Source organism: Caulobacter sp. AVps16 (assembly GCF_058681455.1).
Genome location: NZ_CM178739.1, coordinates 1,420,427 through 1,437,374, shown reverse-complemented (window position 1 = coordinate 1,437,374; position 16,948 = coordinate 1,420,427). Strand labels below are relative to the sequence as shown.

The window sequence follows — 16,948 nt, the reverse complement described above, 5'->3', positions numbered from 1 at the left end:
GTCCGGCGCGGCCTCGGGGTCAAGTGCGATCGGATCGCACCTGTTGCTTTTCGGTCGGGTCACGTCCCGCGAGGTCGAGGGCCGCGCGGGATCCAGCGCGGCGGGACGCCGGCGGGCTTGGGCCCGGCCCGCGCCGGGCCTGACCATCCGAGCTCGCCCGCCGTCTTGCGAGAATGGCAGGGCCGGCAAAGCGACTGGACGTTCTCGGGATCCAGGCGAAGCGGATCGTCAACGCCGTCGAACGGGATGACGTGGTCGACGTGCTCGGCCGCCACCGACAGGCCGCCCGCCTCGCACTCGCAACAGAGCGGATGCTCGCGGATCCAGGCGTCGCGGAACTCGTACCAGGTGGCGTCATAGCCCCGCTTCCACGCTGAGGCGCGGCGTGCATCGGCCTCGGCCTTGCGCGTGGCGCGCGGCCTCCAGCCTGGCGGGCGGAACTGGCGGGGCGCATCACCCACCTTGGCGGCTAGGTTCGCCGGCGCTGCAACGGCCAAGGCCGCGCGTTGCGGTCTCGTTGCGCTCCCGTTTCAGATAAAGCATTGAGCCTCTTATCCTTTTAGATCTCTCTCAAGTCGCAACAGTGAAACAAGGGATTACACATGGGGCGCGTGCATGGGCGCGCATGTGGAGCGGCGGCCTAGATCCCGTTGCGCCTGACCGCGATCGCGATTAGCCGAGCGAGTTCAGTGGGTTATCTGCAACAGCGCCGCAACGCCACCGCAACCAACGGCAACAGGCGAACGGGTTTCGTTGCGTTCCCCGACCCTTTCCGCCCGGAAAACCAACCCGGCGACGGGCAGGAACGCCGACGAACGGCGTTCGCGGGCGGCGGTTGTTATTCATAGGATCGGGGGTCCGGGTCGGGGTCGGGAAATGGATGGCGAGAGGAAGAGGGTTCGGGCTTCGGATCCTCATCGTCGTCGGCCTGGTCGACGACGGTCTCTAGCGGGACCAGGACAGCGCGGGAGGCCACGCCAGCAAACCGAAGGGTCCCCCAACATTCCACGGCGCCAGGCGCGCGGGACAGCGCTTGAACCCACGGCCCTTTTAGTCCCGCGCGCCCGGCCCACTTGCTCTTTTCGAAAATGGTCGCGGTGCCTCGGTGAGACCAGGCGACAGCCAGGAACCGCTTTTCTTTGCCGTTGGGATGGTTCTCGGTCGGGTGGATAAAGATCTTGATGCCCGACCGCTCTAGGTCCCGCTGCATGGAATCACGGGAGCCCATGCCCCGGAACGTGTTGGCGTTGGCGTCCTTGATCGCCTCGGCGATCAGCCGGCGCTCGCCCGACCGGAAGGCGTCGATCGTCGCGCTCAAGACGTGGTCGCAGCACTGTCGCCAGTTGGGGACCTTGCGGGTCTCCGAGAGTCTGGCGGGATGCAAGAGCTCGGCGTCGGCCGCGAGCTCCTCCTCCGAAGGCAGGACGTCGCACTTCATGACGTGGGCGATCGCCAGCAGCGTCCCGAACTGGTCGGCGTTGCGATGCGAGTGGCCGACGCCCATGAGGGCCTGTCGATAGACGGCGATCGTCTCGCCCACCTGGCGAAACCGATCCATGAGCCGCCGGCGCAGCTTGTGGCCGAGGTGCGCCCACGGGGCGGCGGTCTCGGTGTCTAGCGGCGGGTTGTCCGACGAGAGCTCGCGGAGCTCCAGGATCGCCATGCGCGATATGTCCTGGTTCTCCAACGGAGGGAGAAGGATCGAGCCGAGGATGAAGGACGAGTTCAGAATGAAGAGCTTGGCCTCGTGGTCCGAGGATCCGCGCACGCTGAGGCCGCCGCTATAGGCGGACCGGGCGAGCTCGACCATCGCCTGAAGCTTGGAATTGTCCTCGCGGGTCTCGGACTCGTCGAGGAGAACCGGGACGCTGTCGCGGCCGAGGAGTTGGGCTATCCCCCGAGGCGTCGCGTCGGTGGTGCAGATCACCGCCCGGTCGAACATATGCTCGGTGATCTTGATGAGCGCGCTCTTGCCCGTGCCTTCGTCGCCCGTGACCCAAGCGATCGGCCGGACCTTGAGCGCCCCGCCGATCATCCCGGCCCCGATCGCGCCGAGATAAAGGCGCGCGTCGAGATCCCGATGCTTGCGAAGCCAATTCCAGGTTCGGAGCGTCTCGAAGAGATCCTCGCCGTAACCAGGTTCGGGCGTCTCCTTGTCGTCGACCGGCCAGCCCACGGGCTCGGCCGCCGAGTAGATATGCCGGCCGATCACGCCGGGCCTTTGAGTAGCGCCGGCGACGAAGACCATGTCGCCGCAATGAACGATGAGCTCGCCGGCTGCACCGAGCCAAGCCCCCCGCCCGCGCATCCGCTTGATCGGGTTGAAGACGCCGTTCTTCGCCGTGGCGTGGGCGCACGCGGTCATGAGCGCGATCGCCAGGTTCTGACTGTCGAACCGGGCCTCGCCCTTCTTCTTGATCGCGCGCGGGAACTTTTTGAACGCCCATCCGGCCTGAGTGCCGAACATGGAAATCAGGGCGTTCGCCTGGTGCTTGGAGGCCGCCAGGCCGAGAACGATCCGGTCGGCCGTTAGATAGAAATGGGTCTCGCCGTCCTCGCCCTTTCCGAGGGGAACGACCGGGCCGCCAGCCGGGAGGTGCGGCGCGAGATCGAACGTCTCGTCGTCACCAGATCCGCCGCCCGAACCTCCGCCAGATCCGCCGCCGCCGCCGAACGGCGGTTCGTCGTCGTCACCCTCAGCGCCCTCGACCGCGTCGACGACGCCGGTGAAGTCATAGATCTTAGCGGTCAAGCTGACCCCCTTGGAACTGAGTGAGGCGCATAGCCTCGTGAGCGGCGATCGCGGCTTCTGCGATCTCGAATTGACGGGGGGTGGTCACGGCGACGGCCTCGCGAACCAGGCTGTCAAACAGCCGGCGGGCGTCGGCGATGCGGCCGAGGAGCACGAGGGCGTAAAGGCCGACGAGGCAGGTCGCGCCAGGATCTTCAGATCGGAGCTCGAACACCGTCGTCGGGTGTGGGGCCACGGCGCGGAGATCCTCGGCCGCCTGTCGATGCTCGACCAGGTCGACCAGGTTGTCAGGGTGCCCCTCGGCGACGAGGCCCGAGACCTGTTCGGCGTGCCACGCGGCGAGCGTGAGGATCCGCCGGCGAAGGCCGACGCGGGCGTCGCTATCCATCCTCGCCATTCTGCGAACTCCCATAGTTGAGTTGATCGTTGAGATCCTTCCCCGCCGCCGCTCGGGCGAGCAGGACCCGCCGGCCTTGGCCTTTGAAGGCTTCGGACGCGGCCTTGATCGCCAGCGACGCAGCCTCGTTCTCACCGTCGTTGTCGGCGGCCAGGATCACCGTCGAGCAAGCGGCCGGGAGATTGACGTTCCGCATGTTGGCGAGGCTGATCGCGCACAGGATCCGGGGCGCGCGTTCGGGGGCGGTTAGGTGGAAGGCCAAGGCCGCCGTCAAGGCGTCCTCAAGGCCCTCGGTGATGAGGACGCGATCGCCGTCCGGTGCGGCGTTCATCGGGCGGCCGGACATGCCGCGCCAGATGTTGGCGGCCCCGCCGCGATATGACGAATAGGCTTTCTTCGCGTCGGCGATCGGCGCTTTCGACCAGGTCCCTCCGATCTCGGCCAGGAAGGTCCGGTGAATGGTGACGAACCCCGTTCGTTCGGGCGTCCAGCGGGTCACGGCCGCGATGAGCGCCGGGAGCTCGGACTTCGTCTCAGGCTCGTAGAGGCGAGGATGAAAGCGCAGCGCACCGGGCTGTCGGCCGAGGCGCTGGACGTCGACGCCTCGGGCCTTGAGGTACTCGCCTGCGGGCGTCCCGGTGATGAGCGGTTGCGCCTCCAGGTAGCGGGCTTGGGCGCGGCCGCGCGCCTTCTCGGCCCTGGCGTCTTCGATCTCCCGCTCGGTAGCCTTGACCGCCTCGGGAAGCGCCGGCCGGGCCTGGCGCGGGCCGGCGGTTTGGAAGTTGAGGAAGTCGATCAGCCACGGGAGCGCCTTCTTGCGGCCGGCCCGCATGTCGCCGAGGCCGAGGCGATAGGCGACGAGGTCATAGATCCCGCCGGTCTCGCCGGTGGCAAAGTCCGTCCAGCCGCCGACCCGGCTCCCCGTCGTGTAGATGCAGAACGAGCCGGGACTCTTGTCCGCGCGGGTCAGGTTGAGCGGCGCATAGATCCCGCTCGATCGGGCGTCTTCGAGGTTCCCGTTCGGGAAGAGTTCGCGGGCAATGTCGAGGGTCCGGCCCTTGGCCTCGTCGATCAAGCGATCGAAGTCGAGCGGCGGGCGTTCGTCACGCGGGTTCATGCCGCGCCCCTTTTCCGATCGAAAGCCTCGACGGCGCGGCGAAGGACAGGATCGAAGGCGGCCAGGCGGCGGGCGGCCTCGGACGGTATGCGGTCCTCGGGCCGGATCTCGGGGTCGGGGTTGCGGCGTAGCGGCAAGCCGAGGCGATACGCCTTGCCAAACACGGCGGCCTTGCCATCACGGCCGAGGCCGAGGCGTTCGGCAATCACCGCGCCGCTAAAGCCCTCGTGCCAAAGCGTCTTGAGGCCAGTGATCCGGTCCTCGGTCCAAATCCCGCCGTCGGTGGCCGGCGTCTCGGCCGCTGGCATCGTACGCGCGGCGCGAACTGCGTACTTGGCGTCATCGGCCAGAGCCCAGCCTCGGCCGTGGCGGGTCTCGATCAGGATCGAGTAGCGCGCAAGCTTCTTGCGGAGCCGGCAAATGTGAATGTCGAGAACCTTCGCCTCGGGCGGCTCGCGCCCATGCGACAGGCTGTAAAGGTGCGCCATCAGCGCCTCGCGCGTCGCAACCTTGCGGGCGAGGAGAACTTGAAGGACGCCGATTTCAGTCTTCGTTAGCCGCCAGGCCGGCGGCGGCTCGAAGTGATCCTCGGCGATCGCAGCCTCAAGCTCGGCAATGCGCGCGTACAGGAACTCGAAGAAATCTTCGATGTCCTGACGTCCGCCGACGACGAATGAGGCCGCGACCTGGTTCATGACGCGGGCGCCGTGAACCTGAGATAGTAGCCAGCGACGCGGACCTTCCCGCCGGTGAAGTTCGAGCCGACCGCCGTCAATCGGACGGGCGTATTCGAATAGACAGCCGTCGGGCCGATGACGCCGACATTGGTCGATCCGAGCCCGATCCCGAGGGATCCGCCGAACTTCGAGGTGTCGCCGACGATGCCGCAATTGAAAGACGTCGCGCCGGTGACAGCCTGCGTCGTGCGGACCCCAACGCAGAGCATTACCGCCCGATCAGGGAAGTACGCCGTCGTGTCGGTGAACGCGCCAGCGAGCGTGACCTCTTGCTCGAAGGCCCCGATCCCGCACATGCCACCGGACGCGGTAAGCGCGAGGACGTCGCCGAAGCGGAGCCAGGCCCCGCCCGTATAGACGAACAGGCTATCGTCGGCGTCCGACCAGGCGAGGAAGCCCTCGCGGGGGTCAAGGAACGACCAGGCGCCGCCCTCGAAGAAGGCCACGTCGAGAGCGCGGCCCGCCCAAGTACCGGTCGGGGCCGAGCCGACGATATAGCGGTCACCCTCGGCCGGCGACGCCGGGGCGACGTTGAGGCCCCGGCTCTTGACGGAAAGCTGAGTGACGGCGTCGAGAAGCCTAAGGGCCTCATTCACCGTCACATGCTTTTGCGCTTGGGAGGCCGCCAGGTATGGCAAGCCGATGTTGGGCGAGGCGGTCATTACTGCACCGCGCCTAGGACTTCGAGCGACGAGCGCTCCTCGCCAAGGCGATAAACCAGTCGCACCGGCGGGTCATGGCGGGCAACTGCCACGACGAGGCGGTCGCCGATCGCATAGGCCGGCGCGTGGGCGTCGAGGATCCGCTCGAAGCTGTCCTCGATTGTGTCGGCCGACCAGCCCATCCCCACGGCAGAGCGCGCAGCAAACCAAGTCGCGCCGGGGCCGACCTCGCCCTCGATCGACCAGGCCGAGGCGGTTCGCGTGGCGATGACGTCGGGAAGCAACGTCATAACCAAAGCGTCGAACTCCTCGTCGCCGTCGACCTCGCGGCCGGGACCTTCCTCGGCCAAGCCCGTCGCCAGCCAGCCCGCCCACGCAGCCAGGGTCGGGGCGCACGGAAGGCCTTCGTCGCTGTAGTCGGTGAGGAAATAGATCGTCTCGCCGGGGGCGGTGGCTGGCTGCAGAAGGAAGGTCTCGACCGCGTCGCTGCGCGCGAACGACACGGTAAGATCCTCGCTCGACGACAGGTCAACGCCGACGGAGGGCGGGGTCTCGTCGAGCGGTCCGGCGTAACCGTCGACGAAGCCGGCGGCGGCGAGTTGCCAATTCTCAAGCGACCAGGCTTCCCCGGCGGGGGTGGCTTGACTCTGGTCGGGAACGACAACGGCCACGCCGTCGCCGAGCGCCGCCCTGAGCGCCGCCGCTGTTTCGGCCCCCTCAATGACGAGAACGGGCGAAGTCGACGGCGCGACAGGATCAACGGCCGGCGCGGGGGCGCGGGCCTTCTTGGGCTTAGTCATGGCTTGCCTTTCGGGTGGTTAGAGTGCGGAAGCTGAGGCTCAGCAGCGCGTCGACCAGCGCGCGGCCAATCAGGCTATCGAGCGCGATGTTGCAGTCGGCCGGATCGCGCCCGAGGGCGTCGGCCGCGTCGTCCAGGCTCCCGCCGTCGGCCATCACGGCGCGCAGGGCCACCAAACCCGCGAGGGTCCAGGGCCGCGCCGGCGGCGAATGGCGCTCGCCGGCTCTCACCGGGGCGGCCCGAGGCGGCGGGCGAAGCCGAGACAACCCGCGCCGTTACGCTCGAAGGCGGCGGCGATCGCGTCCCTCTCGCCCTCGCGGGCGGACTTGTGCGCCTTGGCCTCGGCCCAAGTGCATTTCGAGCGGCCGCGCGCGGCGTCGACCGTGACGAACTCGCATTGATCGCAGGATTTTTGTGTCATGCCCCCGCCCCCGACTAACCGAAGAGATCTCGCCGGAATCCCGGATCGCCCTCGGCCGGCACGGCGGCCAGCGGGGGCTCGCCCGCGAGGCCTGCGACTTCACCGGCCAGCGCCGCGAGGCCGGGAGCCATCACCAGGCGGCGCGAAGCTGCCGCCTCGATGAAGATCCGGGCGGTCCTGACGAGAAGTTCGCAGAGCGCGAAGTCATTGGCGTCCCGCGACGGGACGACGGTCTTGCTCGCCACGGCCGTCAGCTTCGCGAGCTCGCGAGCGCGGGCCGTGGGCTTCCTGGCGGCGGCGTTCGCGGCAGCCGCGAACTCGCGCCAGGTCTTGAGCTCGCCAGGCGACGGCCTAGACATGCTCGCCCCCCGCCACCAGGACGGCGAGCCCGATCACCAGGGCGGCAAATCCGCCGACGGCCGCCAGGGCGGCGGCCTCTCTGGCGAGGAAGCGCATCACGGGACGTCCCCGCCGAGGTCGGACGCCATGCCGGCGAGCTGAACGCGGACGTCCTCGATCTCGCGCTTGAGCTTTCGGGTCAGCGCCGGGTCCGGGCGACCTTGGGCGGAACACTCCGCATAGGCCCGCGCCGCGTCGCTCACCTCGACCATGAGCCGCGACAGGCGATCCGCCGGCGCGACCTTGCGCTGAGCGTCTTCGAGCGGCGCGCCGAGGAGCTCCTCGATCCGGGCTCGATAGGCGTAAAGGACCGGTGGTCGTTCACCAGTGGCCTTGACGAACGCAGCGTCGAGCCGCGCGGCACGGTCCAGATCGGGAAGTGCCGGGTTCTCTTCGTCGGCCCAATCGTACACGACGTCTTGACCGCGCTTCACCAAAGCGGCGGCCGTGTCCCGGCCGATCGCGCCGAGGATCGTCATGATCGCGTCGGCCAGGGAGCCGGGCTTGCGCGGCTTGGTCATGTCATCCCTTCCCGAAAGTCGCGGCGCTATTCGGGAAGCGCCGCCTTGGGGCTTGAGCTAGAGCTTGAGGTGTGGAGGCCGTGACCATGACCAGACCCTCAGCCGCTCGGGCGGGCGTCGGCCCGCTCTACCGCTTGGCCCTGGTGCGAGTGGCCGAGGGCGTCCGCCTCATGATCAGGCCGTTCGCCGAACAGCCACTCGTCGCGCCACGGGAGGCGCTGGGCCTTGGCGCGGGCGCGAAAGCGGGCGACGTCGGCGAGAGAGAGGCCTTTTCCCCGGTCCCAGTTGGAAACGGTGGCCTGCGATGCGCCGAACAGCGAACCGAATTCGGCTTGGGTCAAGCCGAAGGTGCGGGCGCGGATGATTGCAATTCCGACGTGCATAAGTGCTGCGATAACAGCGTTGCTTATGATTCGTCAACAGCGTCACTTGTTCGACTCACAAGCCGAACGGCGGCAGACCACCAGGACGCAGCACTTATGCAAAGGGGGCTTGGCGTTGACCAGTTCGGATCCTGAAGTCGCGATCGACAGCAATGTCGCCCTAGGGCGACGTATCCGCGAGGGACGTAAGGCGCTCGGCTGGTCTCAAGCCACGCTGGCCGAGGCTATCGGCGTGAAACAAACCGCCGTCTCCCAATGGGAGCAAGGATCGACCAGGCCCGAGCCCGAGAAGCTCAGCCGTATTGCCAACCTGCTACAAAAAACGGTTAGCTACCTAGGGTTCGGGGAAGAGCCGGCGCAAGCTGAGCGTGTCCCAATCATTGGTATCATTGGGGCAGGTGGCTTGGTGACGCTGGAAAAGCCGGAAACACAGGGCGGGCTTGAGGAAATCGAGCTCCCATTTCACATAGGGGCAGGCTTTAAGGGCCTCGTCGCCCGTGGCGACTTCAACCTTCCGGAAGCGGCGGACGGTTACGTCCTCGTTTTCCGGGACGTGCCGACGTTCGACTCTGATCGCTGCATCGATCAGCGCTGCGTCGTGCGCCTTCGCGACGGCCAGATGTTCGTCAAGACGCTCAAGCGTGGCTCCCGTTACGGCAGGTTCACGCTACAGTCGATCGGCTCGACGGATATGGCCGAGGTAGAGGTTGAATGGGCAGTCCCCGTCTTCGCAACGGTCAATCCTCGGGCGCTGTGAGGCCGCGAACGGCATTCGCCATGGGCGGCTGTCAAAAAATATCTCTCCCGATCACTAGCACCGATCGTTGATTTAGAAGCGTTGCTTATAATCTTTGTTGATGGTCAAAAGTGACGCTGATATGCGTGTCACCCTTGACCTTATGGAGAGTGGCAATGCACCCGATCGCCGTTCAGTCCGCGCACGTCCTCCGCTACCTCGCGGCCGCCGGCCCGACCTCCCTCGCAGCAATCGCCGAGGGGACGGGAAAGGACAAGGCGAACACCCGTCGCAGCGTCCTGGCGCTTGAGCGCGAGGGCTTCGTCGACAAGGGCGACAAGATCGCCAACACCGAAGCTGGCCGGCGCGCGATCACCGCGCTCGACGTGGCTGAGGGCAAGATCCTTATCCCCGAGGGCTTCGTCGGGATCTTGTTTGAGGATCTCCGCTCGGATCCCGACAACGCTCGCAAGACATTTGACGAGATCACCCTCGGAGAATTGGCCGACGACATCGAGGCGCGCGGCGGGCTCCTGCAAAACCTGATCGTGCGGCCGCGCGCCGCCGATGGGTTCTACTACCTTCGCGGCGGGGAGCGCCGCCGGCGGGCGGTCGGCCTGTTGATCGAGCGCGGTTCCTGGCCGACCACCCGGCCCCTCGTCTGTCAGATCCGGCAAGAACTCGGCCGAGCTGACCACATCATCGAAGGCCTGGTCGAGAACCTGCAACGCGACAACCTGCCGCCGATCGACGAGGCGCGGCAGTTCAAGGAACTATTGGGCCTCGACCTCGACACCGACGCTATCGCCAACAGGGTCAAGAAGTCGCGGCGCTATGTTCAGCTACGCCTCGACCTCCTGAACCTGCCAGCGCCGGTGATCAAAGCGATCCGCGACGGCGATGCCTCGGCCGAGGACGGCAAGCGCCTCCGAAGGTTCTTCAAGGCGAACAAGACCGTTGAGGACCGGGTCGCCGCCGGCGCAATCGCGGTCGAGGACGTGATCGAGCACGCCAAGGCCGCCAGCGACGAAGCCGAGACCGACGAGAGCACCTCCGCGCTCGGCGCGGCCGAAGTTGCCGAGTTCAAGATCCTCCGCGAGTACGACCCGTTCCGCGAGATCATCAACCGCCTGGTTCCGATCGGGCGAACAGCGATCGGGGCGCTCAAGAACGTCGAGGGCGGGATCGTGACACACGCCGACATTGAGACGGCCCGTGAGATCCTCGCCAAGTTCGAGCCGCTGATCGCCGACGCGGCCATGTTCGTCCGCGAGGAGAAGGCCGCATGACCCCGGCCGCTAGCCGACGCGCGGCCTTGGGGGTGATCGAGGGGGACCGCACATGAGCGACAAGCTGTCCTACACCATCCCTCAAGCCGTTCAGGCAATCGGCATTAGCCGGGCGACCCTCTATCGCTCGATCAAGGCCGGCGAGATCAGAACCTTCCCGTGGGGCGGCCGCGTTCTGATTAGGCGGGCTGAGATCGAGCGTGAGATCGAACGGCGATCGGGCGGGATGGAGCTCGCGCGCTCGGCGTGAGCCCGTCACAATGGGCCGACCACAAGACCATGAGCTCTCGACGCTTTTCGAGAGCGTCACCCCGACGATAGGCCCGCTCGACTTCGCCGCCGATCTCATGCGCGAGGCACTGTTCAGCGATCTCGCGGGGGGCGTCGGTCTCGTCGCCCGCCCAATCCCTGAAGGTCGACCGGAAGCCGTGCGGCGTGGCGTCGACCTTCATCCGCTCAAGAACCGCGTCCATGGTATTGTTCGACATGACGCCGCCCGTCGTGCGGCTCGGGAAGAGTAGATCTTCGGGATCTCCGCCCTCGGGACAGACCTTCGCCAGGATCGCCTTACAGGCGGGCGATAGCGGGACGCGGAACGGCTTCTCCATCTTCATCCGCTCGGCCGGGATCACCCAATCGTCGCCCTGAATTTCCTTGCGCGTGGCCTCTAGGGTCATGGTCTCGCGGACGACGGTTAGAACGGTCCATTCCAGGGCGAGAGCGCCCATTCCTTTGCGCTCACGTAGGTCCCGCATAAAGGCAGGGACCCGGCCATAGGGGATCGCCCTGTGATGGCCCCGCGTGAGCTTTTGGCGCTTCGGTAGGATGACAGAGAGGTGATTGCGCCACCGCGCCGGGTTCTCCCACGCCCCTTGAATGTGGCCGAGGGCTCGTGAGGCATCGAGAACCGTCTCAATCCGCAGACGAAGCTTTGCGGCCGATTCAGGCCGGGTTGACCAGATCGGCCGCAAGACGCTCAACACGGCCTCGGTGGTCACCTGGTCGACGGGCGTAGCGCGGATTTTGGCGGCCTGTGTGACGAGCGATCGCTTCCACCCCGCCTCGGTCTTGCGGCCGCGCCAGCCCGGCTTGAGCGTCTCGATTAATGCGTCGGCCGCTTCGCCAAAGTTTGCCGCGCTGGCGGGGGTCTTTTGCTCCTCGATCGGGTCGACCCCGCGCGCAACCAGTTGGGCCTTTTCCTTGGCCTTCGCTCGTGCATCGGCGAGGCCTACCTCGGCCAGGGACCCAAGGCCCATTTCCCGCCGGCGCTTGTTCAGTTGGAACTTATAGATCCAGCGCCTTGCGCCGGTGGCGTCGACCAGGAGATAAAGCCCGTTTCCGTCACCGTGCATTCCCGGTGTCTTGAGGGTCAGAACCGTCCTCGCCGAGAGCTTGTTTACTTCGCGACCCAACCTACCCCCCCGGCATCCGCCCTACATGACGCCCTACACCGACACATGAGATTGTGTGAGAAACGGTGAGACGACCGGAGACGATAGAAACCGCAAACCCCCTGTTTGCAAAGGGGGGTTGAGACACTCAGAGACCACATGAGATGGTTGAGCGAATCCTACCCGCGGAGCCACCTCCGGCCTGAGCAGCGACCTTCGTTTCGACGAAGGTCGCGCTTTGATCCCAAAAAAGCGATTTCGGTGAAATGTTGAGCGTCAGGTGCCAAAGTAGCCTGAGCTTGCGTCGGCTTGGCCTGGTCCTTGACCGTGCGAAAGGCGCTAGTCGCCCTTCACCGACTCTGCTGGCGACGCTATGGCTCGATCATGACGACTGCTGATGACCATTGGCCTGCGACCCTGCAACGCGTTGTCGCTCTGCTGCATTTCAAACTTGCGGATCCAAAGGCCAACCCACAGGGCCTGACCGTCGAGGTCCGTCAGGATCTCACCATCCTGCCGGCGCTGATCCAGACCGCCGTCAAGGCCGCGATCGAACTCGACCAGTGGGTCGCCGCCGAGAGCAAGGAAGCGCCCGTCAATCGCGAGGCCATCGTGGCCCGCAAGCAATTCCTGCGGGCCTTGATCGCCGAGCCGCCAGGCAGCACCCGATCGCCCTTCACCATGGGCTATGACGCCGCCTATCGCCTGCGCCTCGAAAAACTGATCTGGGCGGCCATTGCAGACCACCCCCGTCGCAGACTGGAAGAACTGGCCGCGGCCCGCCCCTGACGGTACCTACCAGGCCCCGATATTGGGCATGGAGGCCCAGGGTTCAGAGGCAGGCAGGTTCCCGTCCTGCAACAGTTCAACCGAGATATTGTCCGGCGACCGAACAAAGGCCATGTGCCCGTCGCGAGGCGGGCGGTTGATCGTCACCCCCATGTCCATCAGGCGCTGGCAGGTCTCGTAGATATTGTCGACGCGGTAGGCCAGGTGGCCGAAATTGCGACCGCCGGCATAGTCCTCGGCATCCCAGTTATAGGTGAGCTCGACCAGGGGGCCCTTGCGCTCCTTGGCCAGTTCGACGTCCTCAGGCGCGGCCAGGAACACCAGGGTGAACCGTCCCTGCTCATTGTCGACACGATACATCTCGGTCAGGCCCAGGCCCTGGCAATAGAACCGCAGCGAAGCGTCGAGGTCGCGGACCCGGACCATGGTGTGCAGATAGCGCAAGGCGAAACTCCAGGACTGTGTCGTTCGGCTATAGCCCTTCCCGGCCCGCGAGCGAAGGACGATCAGTCTGCCGGCTTGTCCCGGGTCTGCCGCCGCCAGAGGGCCGAATACTCCCCGCCCGCCGCGAGCAGGACGCTGTGGGCACCGCGTTCGACGATCCGGCCCCGGCGCAGGACGACGATCTCGTCGGCATCAGCGATGGTCGAGAGCCGGTGCGCCACGACCAGGGTGGTTCGCCCGGCTCTGGCCTTGCGCAGTGTCTCCTGAATGGCCGCCTCGGTGCGGCTATCGAGCGCACTGGTGGCTTCATCGAGGATCAGCACGCGCGGCTGGGCCAAGAGCGCCCGGGCTATACCGACACGCTGGCGCTCGCCCCCGGACAGCTTCAGGCCGCGCTCGCCGACCTTGGTCGCCATGCCTTCGGGCAAATTGCGGATAAACTCGCCCAGCTCAGCGGCCTCGGCTGCCGCCCAGATTTCGGCCTCGGTCGCTTCCGGTCGGGCAAAGCCGATATTGCTCAGCACGGTGTCGTTAAACAGCGCCACATCCTGCGGCACCAGGGCTACGGCCCGACGCAAGGATGCCTGCCTGAGATCACGCAGGTCGCACCCATCGAGTGTGATCCTGCCAGACTGCGGGTCGATCATCCGCAAGGCCAGGCGCACCAAGGTGGTCTTTCCCGCGCCCGACGGACCGACGATCGCCACGGTCTGGCCCGGGGGAATCGAGAAGCTGACGTCCAGAAGTCCTTCCGACCGCGCACCATGGCGGAAGGACACGCCTTCAAAGACCACGGCCCCGCCGCGCGCATCGGCGCAGGGCGGAAGGTCTGTGGCCCCTGGGGCATCCGCGACATCGGCGCTTTGCCGGCGAAGATCGAGCATGGCCTCCATGTCGATGAAGGACTGCCGGATCTCACGATAGGCAAACCCCAGGATGTTGAGGGGCGCGTAAAGATTGATCAGGATCAGCACGGCGGCCGTGACATCGCCCGGGCCCATGCGCCCCGCCGCAGCTTCGCCCCCCGCCAGCACTGCCATGGCCCCGAGACCGACGCTCATGACCGCCGCCTGGACGATGTTGAGGAGGGTCAGGGAGTTGGTCGCCTGGATCTGGGCGCGGCCATAGGTGTCCAGCGCCCGCTTGTAGCCACCGACCGCACGGTCCTCGGCCCCGAAGGACTTGACCGTCTCGTAGTTGATCAGCGCGTCCACCGCACGGCCGGCAGCCTCTGCGTCGGCCTCGTTCAGGGCACGACGATGCCCGATGCGCCAGTCCGAAATGGCGAAGGTGATGTAGCCATAGACCCCGACCGTCAGCAGGGCGATCGCGGCAAATCGCCAGTCATAGGCCTTGGCCAGGACGGCCGCGGCCATCAGGAGTTCAATGCCCGTCGGCGCGAGATTGAAGACCAGGCTGCGGAGCAGGAAATCCATCGACCGTGCACCGCGGTCGATCACCCTCGACAGTGTGCCGGTCCGCTTCGACTGGTGAAAATCGATCGACAACGACAGGGCGTGGGCAAAGGTCTCCACCGCAGCGCGGTTCTGGGCGGCCTGGGCCACAGGGGTGAAGACGGCGTCCCGGGCCTGGGGGGTTGCCGAAGCGATGAAACGGACCAGGGCCCAGCCTGCGGCCAGACCGGCAAAGGTCCAGCTCACGGTCGCAGCGACTCCTTGCCCCGCGGCAAGCCGATTCACCGCAGCACCCAGCATCAGAGGGGCCAGGACGCCGAGTGCCTTGCCAAGCAGTGTCAGGGAAAGGGCTACGGTCAACCGCCAGCGCAGACCTGGCGCGTTCGAGCGCAGCACCAGACGGAAAAGATCGCTCATCGCGCTCCAAAACCGGATCTGGACGGCGGGCGGTGAGATCGCGCCGGTCACAGCCTGGCGCGCAGAGGGGGCCGAGCCGAAGCCTCTCATTCGGTAGCAGCCGAGGTGATGAGCGTGGTCTGGACGCCGCCACCGGGAGTCAGCCAGTCAATCCGCCAGCCACCGGCTTCGCGCTGGGCGCGCACGGGACCGTTGGCCAGCGGCGCGGGGGGCAGGACATTGATCCTGATCCGCTGCTCGCCGCCCTCGCCGCTCACCTGGATGTCGTGCCCGCCGGGTCCAAGCGTTTCGCTCAGAGACAGAAAGAACCGCCCATCATCGGCAGCCTCGCCGACGGCACGCGGAGTCCGGTCGACGCGTACGCCCAGGCCCGCGCCTGGCGCGGCCATGCCCGAGACCACGGCTCCACCGTCCGGATCAATATCGACCGCTAGGATGTTGGGTGAGGCCGACCCGGAAGCCAGTCGCCAGGCCCCCGACCCGGCCCGCAACAGGGCGACAATCCCGTCGGGGGTGATCATCACATAGCCCTCGGCTTGGACCGTGCGGCCAGGCTGGGTCATCGAAAGGCCAAACAGGCGGACGCGATCGCTTGGCGGCACGGTCAGCCGCCAGCCGCCGGCCGCATCCGCCCGGGCCACCAGGGCTTCTCCCGTCGGTGCGCCCAGCCGCACATTGGCATTGGGCGCGGACTGCCCCACCAGCACGAGACCTGCCGCCCCCTTCAGGGCCTGACGGATATGGGGTGGTGCCACATAGCCAGCCTCGGCCGCATCAGCCTGGGTTGAAGCCGGCGCAACCTTTGGACGCCAATCGTCCCGTCCGCCGCCATCGCAGGCCCCAAGTGTGGCAGTGGCCAGGGCCAGCATTCCATAAAGAGCCTGCGGAGCGAGCTTCAGCTTGAAAGGGGCGGTGCGAATCCAGATCATGTGGCGCTCATGTCGGCGCGCCCATTCGCGCCGGCCTCTACATAGGCGGCGCGCTGCGACGGCGCGCCCTTTCTTTTGCTGGAGTGAACGACGATGGCTGATGAGTCTAGGCGCCTGGACTCCGTCTGCGTCTATTGCGGATCGTCCAATGACGCCGATCCGGCCTTCATCGCAGCGGCAGGTCAGATCGGCGAAAGTTTCGCCCGAGCCGGCCTCAAACTGATCTATGGCGGTGGCGGGGTTGGCCTGATGGGCGCAACGGCGCGGGGAGCTCATAGCGCCGGCGGTCGCGTGCTGGGGATCATTCCAAAGTTCCTGACCGGCCGGGAGCAGCCCTTCGACGACGTTGAGACCATCGTGGTCGACAACATGCACGAGCGGAAAATGCTGATGTTCGAACAGGCCGACGCCTTTGTCGTCCTGCCAGGCGGCATCGGCACGCTGGAGGAGATCATCGAACTGTTGTCCTGGCGGCGGCTGGACCTGCATCAGAAGCCCATCGTGTTCCACAACCCGCGCGGGTTCTGGGATCCGCTGTTTGCCCTTCTGCAACACACGATCAATGAAGGCCTCACCCCGGCGGCCCTGGCCGAGACCTGGCGCGCCGTGGACAAGGCCGAGGACGTGACCGCGGCACTCTTGTCATGGGATGCCGAATTCTATCAAAGCGGACCACAAACAAGCGTTCGGCTCTTGACTTAGTTTTAAAACGCAACGCACTTTCCTCCCCGGTCGACCTCCCCGTCGGCCGTGGGGATAAAGGAATAGTCATGCGTATGTTTTTGGCCGCATTTGTCGCGGCATCTGCCCTGTCCACGGGCGCAATGGCCGCAGAAGGCGCGGTCCTCAAGCTGAAGGCCCCCGCCAAGGTCGAAAGCCTGATTCATGATGGTTCAGCCTGGCGCTGCACCGGCGACGTTTGTGCCGCCAGCCAAGTGAAGTCGATGCCCATCGGTCGGACCTGCCGCAAGCTCGCAGCAGAACTGGGCGAGATAGTGGCGTTCAACTATCGCGGCAAGGAGTTGGATGCAGCCGGCCTGACGGACTGTAACGCCGCCGCCAAACCCTAAGCTTAATGGGCGATCCGCTCGCAGCGGATCGCCCATTTTTCTACTTGCGGCCTGTGGGCCGTGCATCTGACTTCGGCGGCTTGGCCGTCGGACTTGGCTTGGACCCGACCAGCATTCCGCCCATCAGGGCGAAGGACAGCATGGCGTGGTTCATCTTCGATACATTCATGGCGGCGTCTCCCAGACAGGCCGTTTGGACCAGGAGACGCGCGCGGCTTACAGGGGTGAACCCCTCCTAGTCGTCAGCGCGTCAGGGTTAAGCATGCGTCAATTACGACCT

General features: G+C 66.3%; 23 protein-coding genes. 6 read left to right on the top strand and 17 right to left on the bottom strand.

Going from position 1 to position 16,948, the window contains the following annotated elements:
- Positions 1 to 59: 59 nt before the first annotated feature.
- From ACW17U_RS07040 to ACW17U_RS06985, 12 genes are all read right to left on the bottom strand, one after another.
- Positions 60 to 497, bottom strand: a complete 438-nt coding sequence (locus ACW17U_RS07040) for an HNH endonuclease (protein WP_492055345.1) — start codon at positions 495 to 497, stop codon at positions 60 to 62.
- A gap of 341 nt (positions 498 to 838) precedes the next feature.
- A complete protein-coding gene (locus ACW17U_RS07035) occupies positions 839 to 2,752 on the bottom strand; it encodes a hypothetical protein (protein WP_492055344.1) in 1,914 nt (637 codons plus the stop codon).
- Positions 2,742 to 3,149 carry a hypothetical protein gene (locus ACW17U_RS07030; RefSeq protein WP_492055343.1) on the bottom strand — a complete coding sequence of 136 codons (408 nt, stop codon included), beginning with the start codon at positions 3,147 to 3,149 and terminating at the stop codon, positions 2,742 to 2,744. The genes ACW17U_RS07035 and ACW17U_RS07030 overlap by 11 nt, the downstream gene beginning before the upstream one ends.
- Positions 3,133 to 4,266 carry a DUF7146 domain-containing protein gene (locus tag ACW17U_RS07025; RefSeq protein WP_492055342.1) on the bottom strand — a complete coding sequence of 378 codons (1,134 nt, stop codon included), beginning with the start codon at positions 4,264 to 4,266 and terminating at the stop codon, positions 3,133 to 3,135. Before ACW17U_RS07025 ends, ACW17U_RS07030 begins: the two co-directional genes overlap by 17 nt.
- Positions 4,263 to 4,961, bottom strand: coding sequence for a winged helix-turn-helix domain-containing protein (locus ACW17U_RS07020; RefSeq protein WP_419316993.1), 699 nt, complete (start codon positions 4,959 to 4,961; stop codon positions 4,263 to 4,265). Before ACW17U_RS07020 ends, ACW17U_RS07025 begins: the two co-directional genes overlap by 4 nt.
- Positions 4,958 to 5,665, bottom strand: a complete 708-nt coding sequence (locus ACW17U_RS07015) for a DUF2793 domain-containing protein (protein ID WP_492055341.1) — start codon at positions 5,663 to 5,665, stop codon at positions 4,958 to 4,960. The genes ACW17U_RS07020 and ACW17U_RS07015 overlap by 4 nt, the downstream gene beginning before the upstream one ends.
- Entirely contained in the window at positions 5,665 to 6,465 is an 801-nt protein-coding gene (locus ACW17U_RS07010; RefSeq protein ID WP_492055340.1) for a hypothetical protein, read from the bottom strand. The genes ACW17U_RS07015 and ACW17U_RS07010 overlap by 1 nt, the downstream gene beginning before the upstream one ends.
- Positions 6,458 to 6,640: a hypothetical protein gene (locus ACW17U_RS07005; RefSeq protein WP_492055339.1), complete on the bottom strand. Its 183-nt coding sequence runs from the start codon at positions 6,638 to 6,640 to the stop codon at positions 6,458 to 6,460. Before ACW17U_RS07005 ends, ACW17U_RS07010 begins: the two co-directional genes overlap by 8 nt.
- 50 nt (positions 6,641 to 6,690) lie before the next feature.
- The gene (locus ACW17U_RS07000) at positions 6,691 to 6,885 is read right to left on the bottom strand and encodes a hypothetical protein (protein WP_419316998.1); all 195 of its coding nucleotides are present in this window, start codon (positions 6,883 to 6,885) and stop codon (positions 6,691 to 6,693) included.
- A gap of 14 nt (positions 6,886 to 6,899) precedes the next feature.
- Positions 6,900 to 7,244, bottom strand: coding sequence for a hypothetical protein (locus tag ACW17U_RS06995; protein WP_492055338.1), 345 nt, complete (start codon positions 7,242 to 7,244; stop codon positions 6,900 to 6,902).
- A gap of 96 nt (positions 7,245 to 7,340) precedes the next feature.
- A complete protein-coding gene (locus tag ACW17U_RS06990; protein ID WP_492055337.1) occupies positions 7,341 to 7,805 on the bottom strand; it encodes a hypothetical protein in 465 nt (154 codons plus the stop codon).
- Between the two features lie 98 nt (positions 7,806 to 7,903).
- Entirely contained in the window at positions 7,904 to 8,146 is a 243-nt protein-coding gene (locus tag ACW17U_RS06985; RefSeq protein WP_492055336.1) for a helix-turn-helix domain-containing protein, read from the bottom strand.
- Between the two features lie 157 nt (positions 8,147 to 8,303).
- Between ACW17U_RS06985 and ACW17U_RS06980 the strand changes: the two genes are divergently transcribed.
- The 3 genes from ACW17U_RS06980 (at position 8,304) to ACW17U_RS06970 (ending at position 10,463) form a co-directional block, all read left to right on the top strand.
- A complete protein-coding gene (locus ACW17U_RS06980; RefSeq protein ID WP_419317004.1) occupies positions 8,304 to 8,945 on the top strand; it encodes a helix-turn-helix domain-containing protein in 642 nt (213 codons plus the stop codon).
- A 155-nt stretch (positions 8,946 to 9,100) separates the two neighbouring features.
- Positions 9,101 to 10,213 (top strand): ParB/RepB/Spo0J family partition protein, encoded by a 1,113-nt coding sequence (locus ACW17U_RS06975; RefSeq protein WP_492055335.1) that lies wholly within the window; start codon positions 9,101 to 9,103, stop codon positions 10,211 to 10,213.
- Positions 10,214 to 10,265: 52 nt separating this feature from the next.
- Positions 10,266 to 10,463, top strand: a complete 198-nt coding sequence (locus ACW17U_RS06970) for a helix-turn-helix domain-containing protein (protein WP_492055334.1) — start codon at positions 10,266 to 10,268, stop codon at positions 10,461 to 10,463.
- Here ACW17U_RS06970 and ACW17U_RS06965 read toward each other — a convergent pair.
- Positions 10,393 to 11,625, bottom strand: coding sequence for a tyrosine-type recombinase/integrase (locus ACW17U_RS06965; protein WP_492055333.1), 1,233 nt, complete (start codon positions 11,623 to 11,625; stop codon positions 10,393 to 10,395). The two genes, ACW17U_RS06970 and ACW17U_RS06965, sit on opposite strands and share 71 nt — an antisense overlap.
- Before the next feature lie 363 nt (positions 11,626 to 11,988).
- Between ACW17U_RS06965 and ACW17U_RS06960 the strand changes: the two genes are divergently transcribed.
- Entirely contained in the window at positions 11,989 to 12,393 is a 405-nt protein-coding gene (locus ACW17U_RS06960) for a hypothetical protein (protein WP_062146673.1), read from the top strand.
- A gap of 6 nt (positions 12,394 to 12,399) precedes the next feature.
- Here ACW17U_RS06960 and ACW17U_RS06955 read toward each other — a convergent pair whose 3' ends face one another.
- From ACW17U_RS06955 to ACW17U_RS06945, 3 genes are all read right to left on the bottom strand, one after another.
- Entirely contained in the window at positions 12,400 to 12,837 is a 438-nt protein-coding gene (locus ACW17U_RS06955) for a VOC family protein (RefSeq protein ID WP_062146675.1), read from the bottom strand.
- Between the two features lie 62 nt (positions 12,838 to 12,899).
- Entirely contained in the window at positions 12,900 to 14,759 is a 1,860-nt protein-coding gene (locus tag ACW17U_RS06950) for an ABCB family ABC transporter ATP-binding protein/permease (RefSeq protein ID WP_062146677.1), read from the bottom strand.
- Positions 14,756 to 15,598, bottom strand: coding sequence for a hypothetical protein (locus ACW17U_RS06945; protein WP_492055332.1), 843 nt, complete (start codon positions 15,596 to 15,598; stop codon positions 14,756 to 14,758). Before ACW17U_RS06945 ends, ACW17U_RS06950 begins: the two co-directional genes overlap by 4 nt.
- Before the next feature lie 93 nt (positions 15,599 to 15,691).
- Between ACW17U_RS06945 and ACW17U_RS06940 the strand changes: the two genes are divergently transcribed.
- Positions 15,692 to 16,300, top strand: a complete 609-nt coding sequence (locus ACW17U_RS06940) for an LOG family protein (protein WP_492055331.1) — start codon at positions 15,692 to 15,694, stop codon at positions 16,298 to 16,300.
- Positions 16,301 to 16,368: 68 nt separating this feature from the next.
- Entirely contained in the window at positions 16,369 to 16,668 is a 300-nt protein-coding gene (locus ACW17U_RS06935) for a DUF8200 family protein (protein ID WP_062146683.1), read from the top strand.
- A 40-nt stretch (positions 16,669 to 16,708) separates the two neighbouring features.
- On the opposite strand, the gene ACW17U_RS06930 is transcribed toward ACW17U_RS06935, so the two are convergent.
- Positions 16,709 to 16,852, bottom strand: coding sequence for a hypothetical protein (locus tag ACW17U_RS06930; RefSeq protein ID WP_166504333.1), 144 nt, complete (start codon positions 16,850 to 16,852; stop codon positions 16,709 to 16,711).
- Between the last annotated feature and the right edge of the window lie 96 nt (positions 16,853 to 16,948).